The organism is Pseudorhizobium halotolerans, assembly GCF_902153235.2.
GTDB lineage: Bacteria > Pseudomonadota > Alphaproteobacteria > Rhizobiales > Rhizobiaceae > Neorhizobium > Neorhizobium flavum.
In genome coordinates, this window is record NZ_CABFWE030000004.1 from 17858 (window position 1) to 41735 (window position 23878).

At 60.0% G+C, this 23878-nt stretch carries 19 protein-coding genes and 2 pseudogenes; 15 read left to right on the top strand and 6 right to left on the bottom strand.

Annotated elements, in window-relative coordinates:
* Positions 1 to 420 precede the first annotated feature (420 nt).
* Positions 421 to 647 (top strand): annotated as a pseudogene (locus tag FN060_RS03365) (transposase); the annotation flags it as partial.
* A 43-nt stretch (positions 648 to 690) separates the two neighbouring features.
* On the opposite strand, the pseudogene FN060_RS03370 reads toward FN060_RS03365, so the two are convergent.
* Positions 691 to 1618 (bottom strand): annotated as a pseudogene (locus tag FN060_RS03370) (IS3 family transposase); the annotation flags it as partial.
* A gap of 823 nt (positions 1619 to 2441) precedes the next feature.
* On the opposite strand from FN060_RS03370, the gene FN060_RS03375 reads away from it, so the two are divergent.
* From FN060_RS03375 to FN060_RS03395, 5 genes are all read left to right on the top strand, one after another.
* Positions 2442 to 3497 (top strand): hypothetical protein, encoded by a 1056-nt coding sequence (locus FN060_RS03375; protein WP_142586869.1) that lies wholly within the window; start codon positions 2442 to 2444, stop codon positions 3495 to 3497.
* 120 nt (positions 3498 to 3617) lie between these two features.
* Positions 3618 to 5504 carry an AAA family ATPase gene (locus FN060_RS03380; protein ID WP_142586870.1) on the top strand — a complete coding sequence of 629 codons (1887 nt, stop codon included), beginning with the start codon at positions 3618 to 3620 and terminating at the stop codon, positions 5502 to 5504.
* Positions 5501 to 6265, top strand: a complete 765-nt coding sequence (locus FN060_RS03385; RefSeq protein ID WP_142586871.1) for an ATP-dependent metallopeptidase FtsH/Yme1/Tma family protein — start codon at positions 5501 to 5503, stop codon at positions 6263 to 6265. Before FN060_RS03380 ends, FN060_RS03385 begins: the two co-directional genes overlap by 4 nt.
* A 95-nt stretch (positions 6266 to 6360) precedes the next feature.
* A complete protein-coding gene (locus tag FN060_RS03390) occupies positions 6361 to 6693 on the top strand; it encodes a DUF6634 family protein (RefSeq protein ID WP_142586872.1) in 333 nt (110 codons plus the stop codon).
* Positions 6694 to 7217: 524 nt separating this feature from the next.
* Entirely contained in the window at positions 7218 to 7568 is a 351-nt protein-coding gene (locus tag FN060_RS03395; RefSeq protein ID WP_142586873.1) for a hypothetical protein, read from the top strand.
* Positions 7569 to 8257: 689 nt separating this feature from the next.
* Here FN060_RS03395 and FN060_RS03400 read toward each other — a convergent pair.
* The 3 genes from FN060_RS03400 to FN060_RS03410 all read right to left on the bottom strand — a co-directional run bounded on the left by FN060_RS03400 (position 8258) and on the right by FN060_RS03410 (position 11919).
* Complete coding sequence (locus FN060_RS03400; protein WP_142586874.1) at positions 8258 to 9637, bottom strand: O-antigen ligase family protein; 1380 nt, start codon at positions 9635 to 9637, stop codon at positions 8258 to 8260.
* 183 nt (positions 9638 to 9820) lie between these two features.
* Complete coding sequence (locus FN060_RS03405) at positions 9821 to 10111, bottom strand: DUF982 domain-containing protein (protein WP_183949820.1); 291 nt, start codon at positions 10109 to 10111, stop codon at positions 9821 to 9823.
* A 1352-nt stretch (positions 10112 to 11463) separates the two neighbouring features.
* Entirely contained in the window at positions 11464 to 11919 is a 456-nt protein-coding gene (locus FN060_RS03410; RefSeq protein ID WP_142586876.1) for a hypothetical protein, read from the bottom strand.
* Between the two features lie 538 nt (positions 11920 to 12457).
* Here FN060_RS03410 and FN060_RS03415 point away from each other — a divergent pair.
* Both FN060_RS03415 and FN060_RS03420 read left to right on the top strand, forming a co-directional pair.
* A complete protein-coding gene (locus FN060_RS03415; RefSeq protein WP_142586877.1) occupies positions 12458 to 13492 on the top strand; it encodes a porin in 1035 nt (344 codons plus the stop codon).
* A 168-nt stretch (positions 13493 to 13660) separates the two neighbouring features.
* On the top strand, positions 13661 to 14704 hold the full coding sequence (locus FN060_RS03420) for a porin (protein ID WP_142586878.1): 1044 nt from the start codon (positions 13661 to 13663) through the stop codon (positions 14702 to 14704).
* A 91-nt stretch (positions 14705 to 14795) separates the two neighbouring features.
* Here FN060_RS03420 and FN060_RS03425 read toward each other — a convergent pair whose 3' ends face one another.
* Entirely contained in the window at positions 14796 to 16901 is a 2106-nt protein-coding gene (locus tag FN060_RS03425; RefSeq protein WP_142586879.1) for a lytic transglycosylase domain-containing protein, read from the bottom strand.
* Between the two features lie 226 nt (positions 16902 to 17127).
* Here FN060_RS03425 and dapA point away from each other — a divergent pair, with 226 nt between their 5' ends.
* The 4 genes from dapA (at position 17128) to FN060_RS03445 (ending at position 19982) form a co-directional block, all read left to right on the top strand.
* Positions 17128 to 18012 (top strand): 4-hydroxy-tetrahydrodipicolinate synthase, encoded by an 885-nt coding sequence (gene dapA / locus FN060_RS03430; RefSeq protein ID WP_077547010.1) that lies wholly within the window; start codon positions 17128 to 17130, stop codon positions 18010 to 18012.
* A gap of 105 nt (positions 18013 to 18117) precedes the next feature.
* A complete protein-coding gene (gene smpB, locus FN060_RS03435; RefSeq protein ID WP_077547011.1) occupies positions 18118 to 18594 on the top strand; it encodes an SsrA-binding protein SmpB in 477 nt (158 codons plus the stop codon).
* Between the two features lie 64 nt (positions 18595 to 18658).
* The gene (locus tag FN060_RS03440) at positions 18659 to 18835 is read left to right on the top strand and encodes a hypothetical protein (protein ID WP_183949822.1); all 177 of its coding nucleotides are present in this window, start codon (positions 18659 to 18661) and stop codon (positions 18833 to 18835) included.
* A gap of 193 nt (positions 18836 to 19028) precedes the next feature.
* Positions 19029 to 19982, top strand: coding sequence for a lysylphosphatidylglycerol synthase transmembrane domain-containing protein (locus tag FN060_RS03445; protein WP_142586880.1), 954 nt, complete (start codon positions 19029 to 19031; stop codon positions 19980 to 19982).
* Positions 19983 to 19998: 16 nt separating this feature from the next.
* Here the strand turns inward: FN060_RS03445 and FN060_RS03450 are convergent, their stop codons facing one another.
* A complete protein-coding gene (locus FN060_RS03450) occupies positions 19999 to 20574 on the bottom strand; it encodes a LabA-like NYN domain-containing protein (protein ID WP_052637733.1) in 576 nt (191 codons plus the stop codon).
* A gap of 282 nt (positions 20575 to 20856) precedes the next feature.
* On the opposite strand from FN060_RS03450, the gene rpoZ reads away from it, so the two are divergent.
* From rpoZ to FN060_RS03465, 3 genes are all read left to right on the top strand, one after another.
* Complete coding sequence (rpoZ, locus tag FN060_RS03455) at positions 20857 to 21270, top strand: DNA-directed RNA polymerase subunit omega (protein WP_052637734.1); 414 nt, start codon at positions 20857 to 20859, stop codon at positions 21268 to 21270.
* Positions 21271 to 21377: 107 nt separating this feature from the next.
* Positions 21378 to 23591 carry a RelA/SpoT family protein gene (locus FN060_RS03460; protein WP_142586881.1) on the top strand — a complete coding sequence of 738 codons (2214 nt, stop codon included), beginning with the start codon at positions 21378 to 21380 and terminating at the stop codon, positions 23589 to 23591.
* Positions 23592 to 23712: 121 nt separating this feature from the next.
* Positions 23713 to 23865 carry a DUF3563 domain-containing protein gene (locus FN060_RS03465; RefSeq protein WP_065814515.1) on the top strand — a complete coding sequence of 51 codons (153 nt, stop codon included), beginning with the start codon at positions 23713 to 23715 and terminating at the stop codon, positions 23863 to 23865.
* Positions 23866 to 23878: the final 13 nt, after the last annotated feature.

A 23878-nucleotide genomic window follows, 5' to 3' on the forward strand; every position in this document is an offset into this window, starting at 1 on the left:
TTCGATGGCGATGAACCAGTTCTCTTGGAACGCGAAGATGACGACCATAGCCTTTGGGCTGTTGGCAAACGTTGCCCGAATACGTTACCCGGTGACGATAGAGTTCACCTATGGAAAAAACGCGGTATCACTATTGACGGATCAGTTGCTACCATTACCAGCGATCCCGATAAGAATGGTGTTATTCGCACTGATGTCATTCGTCCTAACGCGGGCCAGCGAGTTTCCCCTCATCGAGGGAAGTACATTAGGTTCCGATCGGACAGGCCTGCATGAATAGTGACTGAGCCGTTTTGTTTTGGGATGCCACAGCACGATCGTTCACCGGACATATCGGCTAGTTTGATGTAGCCTGACCTGCCACTGATTTTTTTCCTCCACCTGGAGTTGGAGTCCGGCCTCGATTTGAAGGACGGACAGATGAAGCGGAAGCGGTTTACGGAAAAGCAGATCATCGGGGTTCTGCGTGAGCACGAGGCGGCGCGAAGGCGGGCGATCTGGGCCGTAAGCACGGCCTCAGCGAGGCGATGCGGTATATTTGGAAGGCGAAGTATGGCGGGATGGACGTGTCCGACGCCAAGCGTCTGAAGGCTCTGGAAGACGAGAACGCAAAGCTGAAGAAGCTGCTCGCGGCCCAAAGTCTCGACTGAGTAGCCCCGAGTTTCGTAGACCCCCTCGGGTCTATGTTTTCTGCAAGCGCTCGAACTCAATGGGCGACAGCATTCCGTTTCTGACGTGCTTGCGTTTCGGCTTGTAGAACATTTCGATGTAGTCGAACACGTCCTGACGAGCTTCGTCGCGTGAACGGTAGGTCCTGCGACGTATCCGCTCCCTCTTCAGAAGATTGAAGAAGCTCTCAGCCACTGCGTTGTCATGGCAATTGTCCCGGCGGCTCATCGAGTGAACCAGATTGTGGTTTAAGAAAGGAGGCCCAGTCCATGCTGGTGAACTGCGAGCTCTGATCCGAATGGACCAGAACCTGATCTTTTTTGGCTTGCGTCGCCAAACCGCCATGAGCAAGGCCTGCAGCACGACGTCCGGGGTTTGACGGCTCTGCATTGACCAGCCGATCACCCGACGCGAATAAAGATCGATGACGACGGAAGGCCTGCCGCCATAGATGCCGGGACGGCGCTTGTAGCCAATCTGCGCCTTGATCCCGGCAAGCCTTATCAGACGCGCGACGCGGTTCGGGCTGAAGCAGGAGATCGGTCTGTTGCTTGTCCTCGGTGGCCCGTTTGCTCAACGGGTTCTTCAGCCAAGCGTAGAAGCCGCCCGGGTGTACATGGAGAAGCCGACACATCGTCCGCACGAGAAGCTCAGGCGATGCAGAGCAATGAATGCGTACTTCACTTTGCACCCCTGGCGAAGTACGCGGCCGCTTTTTTTTGGATGTCGCGCTCCTCGGTGACGCGATCAGTTCCTTCTTCAGTCGCCTGATCTCATCGGCTTCGTCGCCGCCCTTCCCGTTAGATGCGCCAAATTTCTTCTTCCACTCATAGAGCGAATGCTGGCTGACCCCGAGCCGCTGCGAAACCTCCGCTACGGGGTAGCCGCGCTCGGTGATCTGACGCACCGCATCACGCTTGAACTCTTCCTTGAAATTGCCTTTGCCCATGAAGGCCTCCTTGCCTCAGTTCTAGGGAAGAAGGCGTCTACAAATCTAGGGGCTAGTCAGAGTTTTGTTGACCGTAGGAAAGAAATCCATGCCATTCCACGCTCAAAATGGAGCCGACATGTCCGGTGAGATGGGGGCACTCCAAGAGGAGAACGTGAGATTAGTATCTAGCCACCTATGCAGATTCCATCAATAGTACTTCTTGGGTGACCTAGCATTCATGGGAGCTACAGTGTCTTTCACAGTACTGAGATGGAGCGACTGGATCTCTTGAGGATGTTAGGGCAACCAGTGATAAGAGCAGTGCGGGAAGGGCGCGTGATAGAGGATATGTTCCGGGAGTGTTCCTTTTTTGGGCATGGGCCCCTTGCTTGGGAACATCAAATATGAGAGAGAAGAACTGTCTTCCTGTTCGTGAAGACTTAAGCGGCCCCCGCCCAGTGTTGACGCACCGAACGAGGGCCTAACCCGCAACCTTGGTAAGAAGGAATTGGGCTATGAGTACATCTACTCTCTCCCCCGCTTTATGGAAAGTTCGGCGCTCTGGCTGTGAACAGCTGAGTGCATCGGCGGCATGCGTGCTGCCGCTTGCTCTCCCCCAGGCATCCGCCTGATCCCCAAATCCCTGGTTTTATTTGCTGACTGACACGCCCTCCTGAGCGCCTCATATCGTCTTGGCATCCGCGATGGCTGCCTGGGCGCTGCATGGGCTCCGTATGTTCGTCACACCGCCGCCTGATCCCGTCGACAGGCGGGTGGAGCAGCGTGCGTCCGCGGCAATGAACGCAGGGAATGGTCAACCAGTTTCCATAAAGGCTATCCCATGACATCCAGACACGACCAGCGCACCGCAACCATCGTCGAGCTAACCTCGGCGCCGACAAGGCGCAAACGCGGGCGACCGTCGAAGGCGTCGCTTGTTGCTGCAGCTGCAGACACCACCCGTCCGCCGGACCAGGCGATGCCTGTCGAATCGTCTTCGCGCTCCCGCAGTCCCAAGTCTCATCCCACGGTTCCCGATCTGAGCGGTGAGCATGTGTCGTTTGACTGCTTGATCAATGATGCAATGACGGCAATCGAAAAGGGTCCGTACATTCCGGACCAGATCCTGGGGCGATATGCTCCGCTGGCGTCACTGCTTCGCTCCGTCAGCTTCCATGAGGGCAGGTTGCTGGAGAGGGGGCTGGCCGTGGTTGCGGCCCTGCATCCCGATCTTCAGGTGCTGGGCAAGCCCCTGAAGCTGCCACTGGTGGAGGCAGCCGTGCAGGCGATCTCGACCAATTCATGGGACGTCCTCGAGGGTGTCTGCTTCGATTGCGACATTGGGACGGAGCGCACGTACAAGCCCGACCTGATCATCTTGAACAGGAAGACACGCAAGGCGCTGGTCATCGACCTGAAGCGGTCGCTGGCGGCTTACAGCGATTCCACGCTTGCCGATCTTACGAGCCGCATGATGGCGACAGGCCTGATACTGCCTGACTTTCTCTATAAACGACACAAGCGCCTCAGCATCACGGATGTCGACATCGCGGTGATCGACGGAGCAAGTCGCAAGAGCAATCATGACCAGGGTATCTGGAAACTCACCGAAGTGGACGAACTGCTCGATCTTCCCGGCGCGGCCGCAGCCATGGAACGCCTGCGCTCGACATTCGGCGAGAGAGCGAGGGCATTGATAGAAAGCCAAGCGCTAGGAGCCCTTGGCCTGCAAAAGCCACCGCGGACCACGTCCGCCACCACGTCCCACCGTCCGGGCAAGCCTGATGGTCCGCAGGTGGAAAAGGCGGGCAGGGCCGAGGATGGCCGGAGGGGCAGTGAAGCGCCCATTGCCCGCATCGTGGTCGGTTTTGCGCGATCAGCCTCCGGATCCGGCTGATCGCCGATTGCTACCCCGCGGTCTTCGATCCTGATCGGGGCCGCGGAACCCTCGAGCCTCATTCATAAAGTTCAATCCAGTTCGACGTGGAGCCCCCGGGCTCCGCGAATGGAGTAACACATGCCAAATCCCGCCAAACCAGCGGTTCCACCGCCCGCCCTGGGCGACAATGCACTCACCCATCCCGAACTATCCGGCACATCGGCCGACCGGATTGCAAATCATCTCATGCGACGCATTCGGCACGGGCAATTGTGGAAAAGGGTCGAGGTGGCCCGGTCCCTTGAGTTGTTGGTGCCAATCCGGGTCAGCGTCAACGGCTACAGCCTGCGTCGCTATGTTGTCGCACGAGATCATGGGCTTTCGGGCAAGCCGATTGCCGACCTCGCCGTGCTGCGGCGGATGTTCCTGAGCGGACGCCGGGCCCTCGGGCAGCAACTGGAAATTTCCGGGGAAGGACTGACCTCCGCTGGCGAAGCGGAGGCGCTCGCCGCTGAGCGATGCAGGAATATCGAATGGCCGTATCTGCTGGCGCTGCTGGACGCTCTCTCCAGCGTCGATGATACCGCCAACCTGGCGATCGTGCGCTTGTTGAGCCGGGCGCTTGCCGAATGCGGGCTTCCAAGGTCATCGGTGCTGTCTCGTCTCAACCAACCCGGCAGCCTCATTCTCATTCGGTCTGAAGTGGAGGGATTTGGAGAGAAGCTGGTGGAGTTACTGAAGGCGGATGTTCTCTTCGAGCGCAGGACCAGGATCGAACGCCAGGGCAGCCCCGCTTCCACCGGTCGCAACCTGGGGATCAGGCCGGACCGGACGATGCGGCTGATCAATGACGAGGATCTTGGCGACACGGACCATCGCGAACTGGAGCAGCAGGCGGCAGAGGCGCTTTCAAGGGGCAGCCAGGTCCTGGTTCTTCATGGAGCGGACATTATCGTTCCACCCGCGCTGCTTGCAGCGGCCGATCTGGAATTGACCATCCGTCCAATCGACTGGAATCTTATCCAACCTCTCCTGGCCATGCTCCAAGGGGGCGAGGGCGGCGAGGTATCCTTGACCACCTCAGGTGAACTCGTCCTTCGCCGCTTCGACCACCTGATACTTGCCCTGCGACCATCCCGCAGTCGTGAAGATGCCGTCCGTCTGCTCGGCGAACTCACTCGGCTCGAGCTGGCATCGGGAGCCGAAAGCGATGGTGGATCGTCCGGCCAGTCAGGGGCTGGCCTGGGCTCACGGAGGGGAGGGCGCAGCACGTCCCGGGTGAAGTCGACCGGATCGCGCCTGATCCAGCCAGAGACCCTCGTCGACGCCTGCACCACCAACTCCTCCTCTTCAGTTTCCCCACCAGCCAAGCCTCGTCACCTTCCGCTGACTGTCGAAACCCTGAGCGGCTACGGCGAAGCCAGGTCCTGGGCCCTCGACCTCAGGAGCGACCTCAAGCTCTGGAGGGACGGGGCGATCGAGTGGGAGGAGATGAGCACGCGGCTGCTTCTGTCCGGGCCACCTGGGACTGGCAAGACCACCTTCGCGCGGGCCTTGTGCAACAGCCTGCAACTGCCCATGCTGGCAACGTCCGTCGCGACATGGCTGCAGCCGAGTTACCTCGGCGATGTCCTGAAGCGCATGTCCAGGGCTTTCGAGGAAGCACAACGGAACGCACCCTCGATCCTGTTCATCGATGAATGTGATGCGATCGGCAGCCGACAGGACAATGCAAGAGATCACGCCGACTACTGGAATACGGTCATCGCCCGGCTGCTGGAGTTGCTGGATGGCGCTGCCAGGACCAGCGGCGTCATCATCGTCGGCGCGACGAACAGGCCTGAGTTCATCGACAGGGCCCTGACGCGCTCCGGCCGCCTGGAGAAGCATGTCGTCATCCCGAAACCCGATGTCGATGCGCTCTGCGGCATCCTTGCCCACCATGTCGGCAGCGACCTCGCATCGGTGCTGGAAACTGCGCCCCAGGCGTGGACGAGCCAGGGGGAAGCGGAGGTCAACCGATGAGCGAACGGGATCTCGCCATTCAGAATGCAGGTCATGGTGCGGATGCCTTTCGGCGACTTGCGCTGCTGGCGGCCGGTCGCACCGGAGCCGACATCGAGCGACTGGTTCGCGAGGCCCGCCAGCGGGCGCGTCGCCAGCGCCGGTCAATGACATGGGATGATCTGGAGCGGGCTATCCGCGAACGGCAGCCCCGTCTCCCGAGCGATCTCCGCTGGCGCGTCGCTGTCCATGAGTGCGGCCATTGCATTGCAAGCGTGCGCCTCAAGCTGGGGCGGGTCCGGCAGCTCTCCATCGAGGCCTCCGAGACTGCCCTTGGCTTCCTTGCCGCCGAGGCAGAGATCCGGATCCTGACGGAGGCCAGGGCCCTCGACATCTTGTGCCTGCATCTGGCCGGGCGGGCCGCCGAAGAGGTGATCCTCGGCAGCATATCGCTGGGCTCGGGGGGACATGCAGCAAGCGACCTTGCGAACGCCACCGATCTTGCTCTTGCGATGGAGACCAGGGTCGGTTGCGGCAAGGCCTGGCCACTCCTCTATCGCGACGCGACCACCATTCCGGCTCTTCTGTTCGTGGAGCCCGGCCTTGCTGATCGTGTCAGCGCCAGGCTGGACGAAGCCTTCGACAGGGCCCGGTGTCTCCTTGCGGATCACAAAGGCGAGCTGTTGGCGCTGGCCAATGCGCTTGTCGAAAGAGACACGCTGGAAGGCCCCGAGATTGCCGCGTTGATGGCCGCCCCGTCGTCTGCTGGCCCCTCGTCATAGCGGCACAATCCTGACGCCGGGGCCTTCGCAGCCCCGGGCACCATTCCCAACACAACCATGCTGCCGGTCGGCAGCCAAACCTGAAGGAGAAGAAGATGATCATATATGGTGACGGTCCGCGCGAGATCCGCCAACTTGAGCGGATGATACAGAAGCTGCAGGCGCTACTCGACGACCTGGTTGCCATCGGGGAAGGGGATCTGCCAGGCCAGGACCGCCTCGAAGATGCACCGCTGATCGACAACTGGCACCTGTCAACACGGGAAATCGTCTGCCTGCGGGGTGAGATCTCCGGTCATCCGCGGCTGGGATACGCCCCACACGGAATAACATCCGATCTCTGGCTGCTTGCGCCGCAACGTGGCTTTGCCCGGACGATCTCACGCTACTATCGGCTGGGTTCACAAACGAAAGGGTTCGACGGCTAAGGCCACAGGCGGTCCTGGCGGGGCACCCGGCGGTTCGACGGAGTTCGGCATCAAATCACGGTGATGTGCAGGCAAAGCACTCTGCCTTGCGGCAAATTCCCTGCACATCATCCTGATTTGAGATGATTTGTGGTTCTGCGATTCAAACATGCTGGCAAACGATTCAAGGATCGAGATCGGCGTTACAGAACTCGACATCTCCGATTCCGGCGCGAACGACGTTTGCCCCGCCTGACTGTGATGACCGGTAGCGTTGCGCAGCGCTTCTCGTCCTGAAGCGACCATCCGGGCGTCGTCATTGCTGCGAGAGATGAACCGCATCACACCCACAGGCGGCCAGTGAGATAAATTGGATTGAGTTGAAACGCCTTGCCTGCACCTCAGGTCGATTGGCGATGATTTGCGGAAATCCGATTCATCTCCCTGAAAGAGCGATTCCGATATCCAGATCAGTGTTGCTGATGTCGCGAAATGCGATTCACATCCAAACGACGTTTGCGTGATAGAGGAGAGGGGGCGAACAGGTGGCCAAACGGGGTGACAAACGGGGTGACAAGCGCCTGGCGGAACAGCGCGAGCGTCAGCAGGTTTATCGCAAGCGCATAAAGTCCGAGCGGCGGCCGTCACGTGACGATATTGCCCGGGTACTGCTGCACGTGGTCATCACCAGGAGTGCTGCCAGGGACAAGCTCGATGAGCTGGAGAAGTTCGGCGACCTGATCGTCGACAGGCTCGTGGAGCAGGGCTTCGACAAGCGTGTTTCCTATGACGCCTTCGATCAACTGGTCGACAAGTACGTGAAGCAGGGCTGGGAGTTCCGCAAGAAGACCCATATCGGGCGCAGTGTGCCGAACAATGCCGATGAGCGGGACTGACGCCAGTGCCTTCATGGTGCAGATGTGCACGGTTTACGCTCGGATCACCAGCGCATGGATTCTGGCCTCCTGCCTCAGAAGCAGTCGACGTCAAGGTTCGTGAGCTGACGTCATATCCGCGGAGTTTTGATAACGTCGTTCGATCAGTTCTCCTGTATTCCCCCCGTTACTCCATCAAACGGCGTTTGCGGTTGAATCGCAGATCCAGAGACTTCGTTTCAAGGATGAGCCTGCGATGATGCTTGATGCCGATGAGCATTGTCGGCCGACGGCAGAGACAGGGGGCGCTTGGTGATCCGCTCTGGTGTCCGCATTGGTCACCTTCACGACGAGACGGCGAGCCAGCGTCCTCGACGGGGGCATGTCGGGTTGATCGGGAGCCGGAGCTTGAAGGAAGGCTCACGTAGGCAAGCCCGCAGTTCAACCACCACCAACGAGGGTGGCAAGGCTCCAACAAAGAAAGTATGTGCAGTCCGGCTTCACCAGCGTCATCGCCGGAAAGTCAAGCTGTCGGACGGCAGCCTTTTGCTCCGCAAGAACCCGTATAGTGGCAAAAGCTAGCTTGGAGCCGCACTTACGCTAGCATGACGCCTGCGATCAGTTTCCGTGACGGTTAGGTTCGAAAGGTGTCGCAAACGGTGTTCGTCTCGAGCTTTGCGACTGGGTGATGCACTGGCATCTCAAAGATGTTAATCGGCATTTGTGAGCGATCGCTGGGCGACACCTCCCATTCCATTTGCAACTACTGCCACGAAAAGATAGGCGACACCTTGAATTTCCAGGCTGAAATCAACCGCCGAATGGACGGCGCAGACGACCAGCGCGCCAATGGCCGCGATGGCTGCAGATTCGTCTTTCCTTTCGGGGCGCAACAGCTTCAAGAGTGTGACGAAACACATTGCCAGGATTGCCAACGGAATAGTCCCGAAGAAGACGCCGTAACTGACCCACATTTCAAGATAAGTGTTATGGGTCTTGTCCCACGCCAGATCGAAGCTGACCGGGGCGGCATGATAAAGAGGGTAAGCATAGTCGAAGCTGCTGCCTCCAAATCCAAGCAGTAAGCGATCGACGATCATTGTCCAAACCTGCCGGTAGAGATCAGCCCGAACATTTGCCGCGCTTTCCACGGATCCGAGGCGCTCCACTAGGACGTTACCGTAGAGAACGAGCAGAGTTGAGGAGACAATCAGTCCGACTATGACAATTGTCGCGATGGCCACCATACTCACGCCTTTGTTAGCGCGGAGGAAGCTGATTGCAAAGGCGGACACTGAGCCACACATAGCCGCGAAGAATCCCATCCTCGACGCGGTGAGAACCAGTGCGGCCGCTATGAAGAGCAGGCCAACCAGGATGAAGATGAAGAGGCCTCTTCGCTTCTCGAGAAGGTCGAGCCAGCGGTTTGCCTCTCCAATAAGGCCGCCAATCAGAGCAGAGCCTATCGTGGCGCCGATCGCCAGGAAGGTCGCATAGGAGTTGCGGTTGACGAAGCCTCCAGTTGCGAAGCCTCGATAAGCCCATTTCTCGGCGAAGAGGATGCTATCGTCGAACTCGAAGTAGAGCACCAGTCCATAGATCGCATGGGCCACAACGATCCCAAACAGAACCTTCAGAAACAAAGACGATCGCGAACGGTTGGCCCCTATCTGCAGGCAAAGGTAGAATATGACTCCATAGCTAAGCCACCGTAGCAAGGCGAGAGCCGTGTCGCCTGGAGCAACGGAAATGGAGCGACCGGGTTCGGCCTCATTCGGCAAGGCCAGCCACGAACGGGGCAGAAAATCGGCGATTGGCAGGATTTGCAGCAGCATGAATGCCGCCACCAGCCAGAAAAGTGCATTTATCGTTCGGAAATGGCGAGTAGTGGCTCGTAAGGAGACATCTTCAAAGCCGAGACGCCCGAAGTAGATGGCGCTCCAGGCAAACAGGAAAGCGGCTGAGAAACCCCATATGGCCGGGCGGTTACCGCCCAGGGCCAACGGCGTCAGAAAGACCGACGTAGCCACCACACCAGCGGTCCAATTGTTGAGGCGATACCTCACTTGGGAATTGCTTCTCGCAACCATGCTGTGTTCGTCCCCAGTGCCTTCAGTTCGGCCGCTTTGCCTGAGCCCAATTTCCCTTCAGCTTCGAAAGGCTTGGGAGCTTCTATTTGGCCTTTTGCGCCGCCTTTTTCCATTCATATCTTCATCGAGAGTTCGAGGACTATGGTGCTTCGCGACGAGCCCACGCCTGTTTCTCGATCGAGTTTAATCGCACGTAATGTCCTGCCAGAGGTCATCGATCGTCACAATGCACTCCGCATAGGCCACAATGAAGCAAGCCCTTGCATGGGTGGGATCACACTCATGAAGAAGCGCAGAGATACATGCGTTGATCGCGTCCCGATAGGTCTGCCCGAAGCGTAAGGGAAAGCGCTCCTGCAGGCATCTGAGGGCGTCGCGGGGCCCCATGATCGGTTGGTCCAGCAGATCGCCCTCGCCAACGAAGACAGGGCGTTCCCACTCGACCCTGAATGCAATCTCGATCACCGAACCCATATTGGATCGCTCTCCGACAACCCAGTTGAAGGGGCCAGCCGGTAACGGAACCCCAAGCCACAGACGAAACGATCGTAGATTGCGCCCATGACAATAACGTGTCTGGAACATCAAGACTTGCCAACTCACCCTAACCTCCTGAGTGCGGTCGCGCTCGAACAGCGCGCCGAGATCAGGACCCTAATCATGGCGGGACTAGCGGCTGCCCATTGGAACATGCTCGATTGCGTCGGAGAGCGTTAAGGACAATCAACGGCCCTTACTACGCACACCTGCGTCGAAGCACGTATGGCCTTCGAGCGGAGCTAAGATGAACAAACGCAAAGAGCTCCAGGGAAAGAATCCGGTGCACGCCGAATTGTCTGGCCTTGCCCGTACCTCACGCCGATTTTCCATTATTTGTGATAATCTGATTCATGTCACTGGAGGCGTGATTCCGTTCACTAGAAGGACGTTGCTGACTTCCGAAAGCCTGATTCAGATCCAAACGGCGTTTGCGAGAAACGGGAGGGGACGAAGATTGTGACCGAGTCAGGGACACCCGCTTGGCGGAGCAGCGCGAAGGTCAGCAGGGTGTAGCAAGCGTGTGGAGGCGATGCGTGGTCCGTCAACGGGAGACTGTTACCGTGCTTCTTTGCCTAGTTTCGCCCGGAGCGTCGTCGGGGACGTACCGAGAGAGTTGAGAAAGATGGGTGGCCCGAGTGCCGGTGCGCTGGTGGAGCAGGTCTTCGACTGATTGATATTGGGCTGACGGCAATGAACTCTTCAGAGCGATCCCAAGAAGTCGCGAATTGTCGCCACACTTGTGTCCCGACGCCTAAGGAGCAGTTGGGGGGGCCAACTTCAACGGGGAGGATATCACCTTACCACCGCGCAAACGTCGTTATTTGACCGTTACCGTCTTCCCCCCGTTACTCCATCAAACGACGTTTCCATTTGAATCGCCCTTCTTGAACGCCGGTGGGGGAAAGCTGAAACTGAAACGAGGGACGCGAGAGGCTTGGGAATGAAGCCAGACCAAGAAAGGTGCGCCTCGCCGGTTAAGACACTAAGCATGTTTGCCGCCCCAAGGTGGGCGGCGGCTGCTGGTAACGCCATAGATCGTCCATCCGCCAGTGCGAAATAGGATAGCGAGCCCCACCTTTAACAAGCTCTGCGGCCCCACCAGCGGTCGCAGAACCGGAGTGGTCGCCGCATCCAGCAAATCTGACCGTTCCGCATAGCGCAGCCTTCGACCGAGCGTCCTTATAAGCTTTATCGGATGCCAAACCTCGACACGCGACCGCAGGTCGCATTCTTGAACTCGCACCCCCTTCCTCTCCCATGCGTCAGCAATCAGCCGAGGACGGTGATTAGGTTTGAAGTGGAGTGATCGTGTCCACTCGGATGTCGCCTTGAAGCATCCCCCTTTGTAGGTCGCGTCGACCGCGTTCTACTTCTATGACCGTATAGGCCTTCTCGTCGCGGAAGATGCTGGCATGCCGGGTCGTGACATCCTCACCGGGTAAAGCCTCGACCTCCATGTAATCCAGCTCGCTTCCGGCCGCCACGATCCGGGCGTCTCCGGCCGTTCGGGCGGCAACGGTGATCTCTCGCGGTTCCGGCGCATTGTCCCAACGTGCGTCATTGGCCGGCGCGACCGGGACGAGGCGGTAGATATTGAGAAGCTCGCCATCGCTTGTCGCTGTGGCCGCCGCCTCGGCGTCAGCAATCTGCGCCTGGCTCTCTACGGAGCTGCCGAAGTTCGTGGAGCTTGTACCGGTGTTGAACGGTTCGTTGCCGATGCCGTCATTTCTTGCGTTGGACATGGTCCGACCTTTCCGTCTTGTACTGTCCTCCAAAAACGCCCCGTTCGGCAGCCTTGTTCCGGCAGAATCGGACGCACTGCGTTTCCGCGCAGAGAATCGCTGACGGATCGCGAATCGAGTCACCGTGAGTGGTGTCGGTGGAGGACGGGCCGTGACGAGCATGCGCGTCATGTACCTGAGCGCCACCGTCTCTTTATGGCGCGAATCGGGCCGGATTCCGCAGAATCTGCCCCCGGCGCTGCCGATCAGAGCGACGTAAGTGCCTGTGACGCCTGCCATTTCTTAAGAGAGTGTAAACCTTTCAGGGGCCCGCCCGCCACATTTGTGTCCTTTCAGCAACAGGGCTGCCGTAAGCGGGTTCAGGAATGTGGAATGGCTGAAGTTCCGGATTGCATGGCGGACCGCCTCTTGTATTTTCACTCTCGGAAGCGAGGCGGTGGATCGTCCGTCTTCTGGCAATCGACGGGGATGGGGCAGGGAACGCTGTCCTTCAGCAAAAGAACCCAGACCCATACGAAACTTTGACTGGAGGTCAAAAATGAACATCAAGAGCCTTCTTCTCGGCTCCGCTGCTGCCCTCGCAGCAGTCTCCGGCGCACAGGCAGCCGACGCTATCATCGCTGCCGAGCCCGAGCCCATGGAATACGTTCGCGTTTGCGACGCATTCGGCACCGGCTACTTCTACATCCCGGGCACCGAAACCTGCCTCAAGATCGGCGGTTACGTCCGTTTCCAGGTTGATTTCGACAGCCGCGATGGCGCCTACGCCGACGACAACTGGGATGCATTCACCCGCGGTCGTCTGGAAGTTACCGCCAAGAGCGACACCGAACTCGGCGAGCTGACCAGCTTCATCGCTCTGCAGGCTGATGCTTCGGACTATCCGGCTGGCACCGGCTCCACGGGTGACTTCTACTTCGACGAAGTCTACCTGCAGCTCGGCGGCTTCAAGGCTGGTACCTACCTCAACTGGTGGGATAAGGGCATCAACGGCGAAACCGATTCGCTCGGCTCGCTGACCCGCGCCACCTCGATCGCCTACATCTACACGGGCGACGCGTTCACGGCTGGCCTTCAGCTCGACGAGCTGACCAACGTTGAACTCGGCGGCGGCGGCGGTCAGGACTTCGGTCTTGAAGCTATCGTAACCGCTTCGCTCGGCGCGGCTTCGGTCGACCTGCTTGGTTCCTACGACTTTGCAAACGAAGACGGCGCAATCCGCGCTCTCGTTTCCGCTGAGATCGGTCCGGGCGCCCTTCAGCTCGCTGGTATCTGGGCATCGGGCTACAACGTCTACTACAACGCTTCCGAGTGGACGATTGCTGCTTCGTACTCCTTCAAGGCAACCGACAAGTTCACGATCACCCCTGGTGTTCAGTACTTCTCGAATGTCGATCTTGACGGTGACGACTTCGACGGTGACGATGCATGGCGCGCTGGTCTGACTGTTGACTACGCGATCACTTCTGGCCTGGCCATGAAGGTATCCGCGCAGTGGAACGACGGCAACCGTCGCGGTGCCGGCGACGAAGACTACTGGGATGGCTTCGTCCGTCTTCAGCGCTCGTTCTAATATCAAGGAGCTCCCCCGACATTCGGGGGAGCTCTCTTAAATGAGAGGGTGGCCCAAAGAAGGTCATTCGGTTGGGAGATGCCCTGGGAGTGAAGTCGCCGTCGTGCGGCTTTTTTGGTTTCCGTGGATGGTCCACGGGGGCCCGATCCTTTCCTGACTGGAGTCAACATGACGATCAAGAGCCTTCTCCTCGGCTCCGCTGCTGCACTTGCAACAGTCTCCGGCGCACAGGCCGCCGATGCTATCATCGCTGCCGAACCCGAACCCATGGAATATGTCCGCGTTTGCGACGCATTCGGCACTGGCTACTTCTACATCCCAGGGACCGAAACCTGCCTCAAGATCGGCGGCTATGTCCGCTTCGAGGTGAGCTGGAACAGCGAAGACACTTACGGCGGCGACAACTGGGATGCCTACACCCGCGGTCGCATTGAAGTTACCGCCAAGAGCGACACCGAACTGGGCGAACTGACCAGTTACATCGCTATGCAGGCTGAAACCTCCGAATACCCGGCCGCTACCGGCGCAACCGACGACGCCTTCTACTTCGATGAAGTCTATCTGCAGCTCGGCGGCTTCAAGGCCGGTACCTACCTCAATTGGTGGGATGCCAATGACCTGCCGGGCGAACTGGACGCTCTCGGCTCCAATCGCGTGACCGCGATTGCCTATATCTATGAGGGCGACGCCTGGACCGCCGGTATTCAGCTCGATGAACTGACGGGCGAAGAGTACCTCGGCACCTTCACCGGCGACGATCCCGATCTTGGTGGTGGTCAGAGCGTCGGTCTGGAAGCTGTCGTCCAGGGAACGTTCGGTCCGATTTCGGCGGAGTTGCTCGGTTCCTATGACTTCGCGAACGACGATGGTGCGGTCCGTGTGATCGCATCGGCAAACCTCGGCCCCGGCACCTTCTACCTGGCCGGCGTCTACTCCTCCGGTTATAACTTCTACTATGGCGGCGCCGAGTGGACCCTCGCCACGGCCTATGCGTTCAATGCGACCGAAAAGCTCCAGATCATCCCGGAGTTCCAGTACTTCTGGAACACGGCTATCGATGCTGAAGGCGACTTCAGTGGCCCGGACTACTGGACGGCTGGCGCGACGGTGAATTACGCAATCACCGACGGCCTGGCGTCGAAAGTTTCTGTTGCCTATGACGACTCGTCGGAAGCATGGGGCGGCATCGTCCGACTGCAGCGTAACTTCTGATCGCTGCACTGACCGTCGCAAAAGAGAAAGCCCGGCAATTGCCGGGCTTTTTTGCATATCAAAGGGCGGCGATCATGTGCGGCTTCGAAGATCAGTTCTCCGCCAGGCTGACATCGGTGATCTGCACGGTCGCATCCGGATGCTGCCGTCCGTCGCGCAGATCTCCGACGATATCCGTCGTCTGTCCCAGCCGCGCCTTGTAGACCTGATAGTTCTCCATGATCCGCTGAACGTAATTGCGGGTCTCGGGGAAGGGGATGCGCTCGATCCAGTCGATCACCTCGTCAATCGGCTTCCCGCGCGGGTCGCCGTAGCGCGCGATCCATTCGCCCACGCGCCGCGGACCCGCATTATAAGCTATGAAGGTGAGGATGTAGGATCCGCCGAAGGAGTCGATCTGTTCGCCGAGATAGTGGGCGCCCAGGGTGGCATTGAAGCCGGGGTCGCTTGTCAGCTTCTCAGGTGCATAGGCTAGTCCGTGTCGCTTGGCCACAGCCCTCGCAGTGCTCGGCAGCAACTGCAGCAGTCCGCGTGCATTGGCGGGCGATACGGCCGTCGGGTTGAAGGCGCTTTCCTGCCTAGCAATCGAATAGGCAAGCGCCTTGCCGGAACCCGAAATATTGGCGCCGGCGGGAATGGCGCCGGTCGGAAAGGCAAGGGCCGCGACATCCCGTCCCTCGTAGAAGGCGGACTTGCCGATCTGGAGCGCCAGGTTGTGGTCTTTCCTGCGTTCGGCCCGCTCGGCGAGCAGGGCAAGCTCTCCCGGGCTTTCGATCTGCCTTGCGAGTGCCTGCAGCAGTGCAGCAGTACGCTTTTCATGGCCGGCAGCCTCCAGCCGGTCGAGGGCCGCTACTGGCGGCCGCTGCTTGAAATTCCGGCGGTCGTCCTCGGTGGGCGAGGGCGGTTGCACGGAAAGGGCCGACATGTTCAGGCGTGCCGCGGCGAGTTGGCCGTAAAAGCTCCCGGTATGGGCTGCCGCGCTGCGATAGTGCGCTTCGGCCTCTTCGGATTGCGCTGCCTCCGCGGCGCGCCCCAGCCAGTAGAAGGCGCGCGAGGCCGAGATCGGCCTGCTGGAGGCTTCGAGGATGCGCCGGAAATGGCCGGCGGCCTTCTGCGGATCGTTCAGGTTGCGGAGTGCATACCACCCCGCATGGAACTCGGCATCGGCAATGTCCGTCGGCTGCGTTGCAGCATGTGCGGAAACGATCGCATAGGCGGCCTTGTAGTCTCCCTGGTCCGCAAGCCCGCGGGCGATGATGCGCTGCTCGTCCCACCACTCGGACGTATTGATCAGCCGCAACGAATCCCGCGGCGCCTTTGCAAGAAGCGCAGCCGCCTCGCGATACTTGTCCTTGCGCCGGAGCGCCTCGATCTGAAGGAACAGGAAGGCCGGATCGTCTTTCCAAGAAGGGTCCACGGCCTTCAGCAGTGCCTCGGCGTTTCGCGCCCCGTTGATCCGGGCAGCCCAGGCCTTGTAAAGCGATTGCGCCTCGCCGAGTTGCGAGAAGCGTTTCGCCTGGCTGACGCGGCCTCGATACATGAGATAATCCATCCGCGCCTTGTGGTCACGAACCGTCAGGGTGGAGGAGAATTCCTTGAGGATGCGGTTCTCGAGCGCCGTGTACAGGGCGTCGGAGGTCCAGAGGCGACGGATTGTTGCAGCCGCCTCACTCTTCCCGAAGTCCTTCCGTGCCTTCGCCAGCAGGTAGAGCCCTTCGGCGGTCTGCGGTTCGGCATCGCTAAATGCCGCCATCACCTTGTCAGCGCCCGGGTTCTCGCGAAAGAGCGCGCGTTCGTAGCGCAGGCGGAGATCGTCCAGCCCCGGCCAGTCCTTCAATTCCTGGCGTGCTGCTTCGATTTGCTGCGACGAGACGGAGGCAAGGCCGGACATGGCGAGCGCCCAGGTGAGTGCCTGGCGCTCGACCGAGCCCTCCGGCAGGCTGTCACGCACGACGAACGCCCGCTTCGCATCATCGTCGGACAATGCGTCGAGGCCGGCTTTCAGGACTGGAGCCGGGGCAAGCCTGCTGCCTCGTGAAGGCGCTATGACATCCAGTGCCATCGGAAAGGCTGCGTTGGCGCCGGCAGGTTCGGCATAGGGAAGGGGTGCCGGACCCTTGGCGAGGGGATCGGCCATGGCGCCGGGTCCCGAAAGACCGAGACCGATGGCGGTCAGCAACAGGGCAGGCTTCTTCATGCGGCGACTCGCGACAAGAAAGCGATTCCTCTTATTACATTAGCTGCTTCGTAGATTAACGAAAGCTTACCAGCATCATTGAAACTGCGCCGGTTTGGCGCCGCGGTTCACCATCAGAAATCGCGTCAGCATCCGCTTGTCGTCGCATTCCCACCGCTCTATTGTGCGCCACCTTAGTCACGGAATGCGGCCGAAGCGTGAACTGCCGGCCGGTGGGAGCTTATGCATGTTCAAGGGATCGATGCCCGCACTCGTCACGCCTTTCACGGCAGAGGGTGCGGTGGATGAAGCCGCCTTTGCCGATCATGTCGAGTGGCAGATCGCCGAGGGCAGCAGCGGTCTGGTGCCGGTCGGCACGACCGGCGAATCTCCGACCCTTTCCCATGCCGAACACAAACGGGTCGTCGAACTCTGCATCGAGGTTGCGGCGGGGCGCGTTCCTGTCATTGCAGGTGCAGGATCGAACAACACCCGCGAAGCGATCGAGCTTGCAACCCATGCGGAACAGGCAGGGGCGGATGCGCTTCTGGTGGTGACACCCTATTACAACAAGCCCACCCAGAAGGGTCTGTTCGCGCATTTTTCGGCCGTCGCCGAGGCTGTGAAGCTGCCGATCATCATCTACAATATCCCCGGACGCTCAGTGATCGACATGACGCCGGAGACGATGGGGGCGCTGGCCAAGGCCCATTCCAACATCGCCGGCGTCAAGGATGCGACCGGCAAGCTGGAGCGTGTCTCCGAGCAGCGGATCACCTGTGGCAAGGACTTCATCCAGCTTTCCGGCGAAGATGCGACGGCGCTCGGCTTCAACGCCCATGGCGGCGTCGGATGCATTTCGGTGACGGCAAACGTCGCGCCGCGCCTCTGTGCCGACTTCCAGGCGGCGACCCTTGCGGGTGACTACGCCAAGGCGCTGGATTACCAGGACAGGCTGATGCCGTTGCACAAGGCGATCTTCCTCGAGCCGGGCGTCTGCGGCGCCAAGTACGGATTGTGGCGGACGCGAGGCCTGAGCCGGGCGGTGCGTTCGCCGCTGATGTCGTCGCTGGAAGCTTCGACTGAGGCTGCAATCGATGCAGCGCTTCGGCACGCGGGCCTGCTCAACTAGTCCGGACTGCTTCACTTTCCCCGCCGCCCGCATTACATGACACGTGGTCCGCGGGAATGCCCTCCCGCGGTGGCATTCCGGTATCGAAGGGCGTGGTGGAGACAGATGGCCCCCAAAGGCAGCCAGAGGACGGTGAACAAGATTGTCGCGGAGAACCGCAAGGCCCGCTTCAACTATGAGATCATGGACACCTATGAGGCCGGCCTCGTTCTCACCGGGACCGAGGTCAAGTCCCTGCGCGAAGGCAAAGCGAACATCGCCGAATCCTACGCGTCCGACGAGGGCGACGAGATCTGGCTGATCAATTCGCATCTGCCGGAATATCTGCAGGCAAACCGCTTCAACCACGAGCCGCGCCGACGTCGCAAGCTGCTCCTCAGCAAGCGCGAGATCAGCCGCCTGCGGGCCGGGATCAACCGCGAAGGCATGACCCTCGTGCCGCTGAAGATCTATTTCAACGACCGCGGTAGGGCCAAGCTGGAACTGGCGCTCGCCAAGGGCAAGAAGCTCCACGACAAGCGCGAGACGGAGAAGGAACGCGACTGGAACCGTCAGAAGAGCCGGCTGCTGAAGGACAACTGAAATTGCAGGCTGGTCGCGCGGCTCGTCCAGGTGAACTTATGCGACGCTGCATGCGTTCTGTGCCATGCCAGTTAGCCGCAGCAACACCTTCCAGCCGCTGATCGAAACCGCGATAACCGACCGGCTGATCATCTTCCTCCGCTACCATGGTGCCGACAGGACGGTCTTGCCTCATATCCTCGGCAAGGATCGGCAGGGCCATCTTGCGCTGAGTGCGTGGCAGGTTTCGGGCACCGGGTAAGGCTGGCGGCTGTTCCACCTCGACCAGGTCGAGGAGTTGCAGCAGACGAATAGTCGCTTCCTTCTCAATGCACCGGGTTACAATCCCGCCGATCCCTCTTTCACCGCGGTGCTGCACCGCGTGTAATGCGCCGGAGGTCGGAACAAAAGCCTGCTCCTGCCGTTGTCGGCGACATCCTCACATGAGCCGGTTCATGAAGCGCAAAACGATACTGACCTACGGTACCCTCGTCCTGGGTCTCGGCCTCGCAGGTTATCTCCTCTGGAATATCTTCAGCGAATACACCTGGTCGGACATCGTCCAGTCCGTGTCGGAGATCCCGACCGCAAATCTTGTTGCCGCGCTCGGCTACTGTGCCGCATCCTATGTCTGTCTTACCGGCTTCGACTGGGCGGGCGTGCGATACGTGAAGAACGACCTCGCCTATCCTAAGATCGCGCTTGCCTCCTTCGTCAGCCTCTCCATCGGCCAGAGCGTCGGGCTGGCTGGCTTGAGTAGCGGCGGCCTTCGGTATCGCTACTACGCCCACTGGGGGATGAATACCGAGGACGTAGCAAAGATCGTGCTGCTTTCCGGCGTCACCGTCGGCATTGGCCTCGCCATGCTGACGGGCATCGTCATGATCATCAATCCGGCGGATGGCGCGGAAGTCCTGCGGGTTAACGAGGCGACCGTTCTGGCGATCGGCGTCGCGTGTCTTGCGACAGTCGCCGGCTATCTCGCCCTGGCGAAGTTCGCGAGGGCACCGGTCCGAGTTCGCAAGTGGACGTTCCAGATGCCGCCGCTGCGTCTGGCCCTTGCCCAGGTGGTGATCGGAACGGTGAATTTCGCGCTGGTCGCCGCAGCACTGCGAGAGGTGATGGCTGCGGCGTCCGACGTCAGCTATCTGAAGGCGGCGACTGCCTACGTGCTGGCGAATGTCGCAATCATCGTCACCCACGCTCCGGGCGGCCTCGGCGTGCTAGAGGCGACCGTCCGCCATGTGATGGGGGATCAGGCCTCCATCGGATCGCTTGTGGCCTTCAGGGTGATCTACTTCTTCATCCCGCTGGCGATCGGCATCCCCGTCGCGCTGGTGACCGAAGCGATTTTTCGTGCCCGCAAGGCATCTGCTGCCTCCCTGCCCAAGGCCGGGACGGCAGCCTGACGGCCGCCGAACTTTCCTAGTCTGCTTGCGGCTCGGCGGGCTCCACGGCCCTCTGGGGGCGCTCCGAAGGATCGCGGCCGATCTCGGATCGCAGCGACGCGAGATCGATAAAATGGTCGGACTGGCGGCGCAGGTCGTCTGCGATCATCGGCGGTTGCGTCGCCATCGTCGACACGACGGAGACCTTGCGGCCCCTGCGCTGCAGGGCCTCCACCAGCGTCGTGAAGTCGCCGTCACCGGAGAAGATCACTAGATGGTCGACCGTCTCCGATTGCTCCATGGCATCGATGGCAAGCTCGATGTCCATGTTGCCCTTGATCTTCCGGCGGCCCATGGAGTCGGTGAATTCCTTTGCCGGCTTTGTGATGACCTTGTAGCCGTTGTAGTCGAGCCAATCGATCAGCGGCCGGATGGAGGAGTATTCCTGATCCTCGATGAGGGCGGTGTAATAATAGGCCCGCAGGAGATATCCGCGCTTCTGGAAGGCCTTCAGCAGCTTGCGATAATCGATGTCGAAGCCGAGGCTCTTGGAAGCAGCGTAGAGATTTGCACCATCAATGAAGAGTGCAATCTTCTCTCTGGGGTCAAACATTTTTCCTCCATCCCGTTTATTATTGCCTGCTTGTGCAGGTTACATCGCTCCGCCTCGCTCGACCGTGCGATGGATCAACATCCCGGTAAATTACCAATCGTTGATGTAAGCGCATTTATGTCACGATTCGCATTTCTCCAAGGACTTTAAGGGGTAAAACCTTGCACTGCGGCTCGGTGGAGGCGACGCGACGGCTTGCTGATCAGGAAAAACTTGAATTCGACCGTCAATCCCTGTATCGGGCGTCTGAATTCCCGAGATAACGACCGCAAAGGACAGGCAATGGCCCGTGTCACCGTAGAAGATTGCATCGATAAAGTCGACAACCGCTTTGAGCTCGTGCTTCTGGCCAGCCATCGTGCACGTCAGATCTCCCAGGGTGCGTCGATCACGGTGGACCGCGACAACGACAAGAACCCTGTCGTTGCGTTGCGCGAGATTGCCGACGAGACCCTGTCTCCGGATGATCTCAAGGAAGATCTCATCCACTCCCTGCAGAAGCATGTCGAGGTGGACGAGCCCGAGCCCGATCCGTCGTCGCTGCTCGCCACCAATGCAGGCGCAGTGACGGCAGCTGATCGCGGCGAGGAAGAGGAAGACCTGCCCGAAGCCGTAACCTTCGACCAGATGTCGGAGGAGGAGCTTCTTGCCGGCATCGAGGGGCTTGTTCCGCCGGAAAAGAGCGACGATTACTAATCGTTCATCTTCTGGCCTCAAAGAAGACTATCTGCATTAAGATGGCCGCGCCGGCTTCAACCCCCGGCGCGCCTTTTTCGTTTTTCTAGTCTAGGATCGTTTCCGGCATGATGCGGCAATATGAGCTTGTTGAGCGGGTTCAGAAGTACAAGCCCGATGCCAACGAAGCTCTGCTCAACAAGGCCTATGTCTACGCCATGCAGAAGCATGGGCAGCAGAGGCGGGCCAGCGGCGACCCCTATATCTCCCACCCGCTGGAAGTCGCGGCGATCCTGACGGACATGCATCTCGATGAGTCGACCATCGCGGTCGCGCTCCTGCACGACACGATCGAGGACACGACGGCAACCCGCGCCGAGATCGACGAGCTTTTTGGCGAGGATATCGGCCGGCTGGTCGAGGGGCTGACCAAGCTCAAGCGGCTCGATCTCGTCACGAAGAAGGCCAAGCAGGCGGAGAACCTTCGCAAGCTGCTGCTTGCCATCTCAGACGACGTGCGCGTCCTGCTCGTCAAACTGGCCGACCGGCTCCACAACATGCGTACGCTGGAGCACATGAACCCGGAGAAGCGGGCGAGGATCTCCGAAGAGACCATGGACATCTATGCGCCGCTTGCCGGGCGCATGGGCATGCAGGATGTCCGCGACGAGCTGGAGGACCTCTCCTTCCGCTATCTCAACCCCGAAGCCTACGAGACGGTCACGAACCGCCTCGCGGAGCTTTCGACGCGCAACGAAGGACTGATCAGCAAGATCGAGGATGAGCTTCGGGATCTCTTGGTCGCGAACGGTCTGACCGATGCCGTCGTGAAGGGACGCCAGAAGAAGCCGTACTCGGTCTTCCGAAAGATGCAGTCGAAGTCGCTGTCGTTCGAGCAGCTCTCCGACGTCTACGGCTTTCGCATCCTCGTCAGTGACATCCCCGCCTGCTATCGGGCACTCGGTATCGTCCATACCCGCTGGCGCGTCGTTCCGGGCCGCTTCAAGGACTATATCTCGACCCCGAAGCAGAACGACTACCGTTCGATCCACACCACCATCGTCGGTCCATCACGACAGCGCATCGAGCTGCAGATCCGCACCAGGCGCATGCACGAGATCGCCGAATACGGTATCGCCGCGCACGCTCTCTACAAGGACGGTGGCGCCAATGAACTCCTCTCCAAGGAGTCCAACGCCTATTCCTGGCTGAGACACACGATCGAGGCGCTGTCGGAGGGCGACAATCCGGAGGAATTCCTCGAGCACACGAAGCTCGAGCTGTTCCAGGACCAGGTCTTCTGCTTCACACCGAAGGGCAAGCTGATCGCCCTGCCGCGCGGCGCGACCCCGATCGATTTCGCCTATGCCGTGCATACGAACATCGGCGATACCACGGTCGGGGCCAAGATCAACGGCCGGATCATGCCGCTCGTCACCCGGTTGAACAATGGCGACGAGGTGGAGATCATCCGCTCCGGCGTACAGGTGCCGCCGGCGGCTTGGGAGGAGATCGTCGTCACCGGAAAGGCCCGCGCAGCCATCCGCCGTGCGACCCGCATGGCGATCCGCAAGCAGTATGCCGGCCTTGGCTATCGGATACTCGAACGCACCTTCGAACGCGCCGGCAAAATCTTCTCGCGCGAGAGCCTGAAACCCGCCCTTCATCGCCTTGGCCAGAAGGACGTGGAGGACGCCATTGCGGCAGTCGGCCGCGGCGAGCTTTCGTCGCTCGATGTGATGCGCGCCGTCTACCCGGATTACAAGGACGAACGCGTCACCGTGAAACCTTCGACTGACGAAGGCTGGTTCAATGTCCGCAGCGTCTCCGGCATGATGTTCCGTGTTCCCGGCCGCTCGGCGGAGGAAGCTGGAGCCGAAGGTCAAGATCGTTCTCCGGTTCCTATCCGCGGGCTCTCCAGCAGCATGCACGTCAAGTTTGCGCCGAGTGGTGCCGTGCCGGGCGACCGCATCGTCGGCATTATGGAAGAGGGAAGCGGGATCACCATCTATCCCATCCAGGCGCCGGCATTGCAGCATTTCGACGAACAGCCGGAGCGCTGGATCGACGTGCGCTGGGACCTCGATGACAGCAACAAGTCGCGCTTTGCAGCCCGGATCTTCATGAACGCGCTGAATGAGCCCGGCACTCTAGCCACGGTCGCACAGACCATCGCCGGGCTCGACATCAATATCCGCAACCTCGACATGGGACGGGTTGCCGCCGACTTCTCCGAGATCGTTCTAGATGTCGAGGTCTGGGATCTTCGCCAGCTCAACCAGTTGCTGACGCAGCTGAAGGACCTGGATTGCATCTCGACCGTCAAGCGTCTCTACGACTGATCGCCTGCAGTTCTTCCGGCATGCCGGGAGAGCAGGGCAGGCGCACCATGTCTGCATTGGTGGAAACACATTCTGACCCCTATATTGTTGCGGTGCAGCATAAGTGGAAAGAGAGAAGCAGATGTTTGGTTCAGTCCGGAAGATGGCTCGCGCATTGCGCGGCCCGACAATCGAAGAGCGGGAACTTGCCTATCTGAATGACTCGATCGATCGCGTGGAACTGGAATATCGCCAGCGCCAGGTCGAGCGTGGCCTTTTCCGCAAGAGTTTCTAGGAACGGCTCTAGG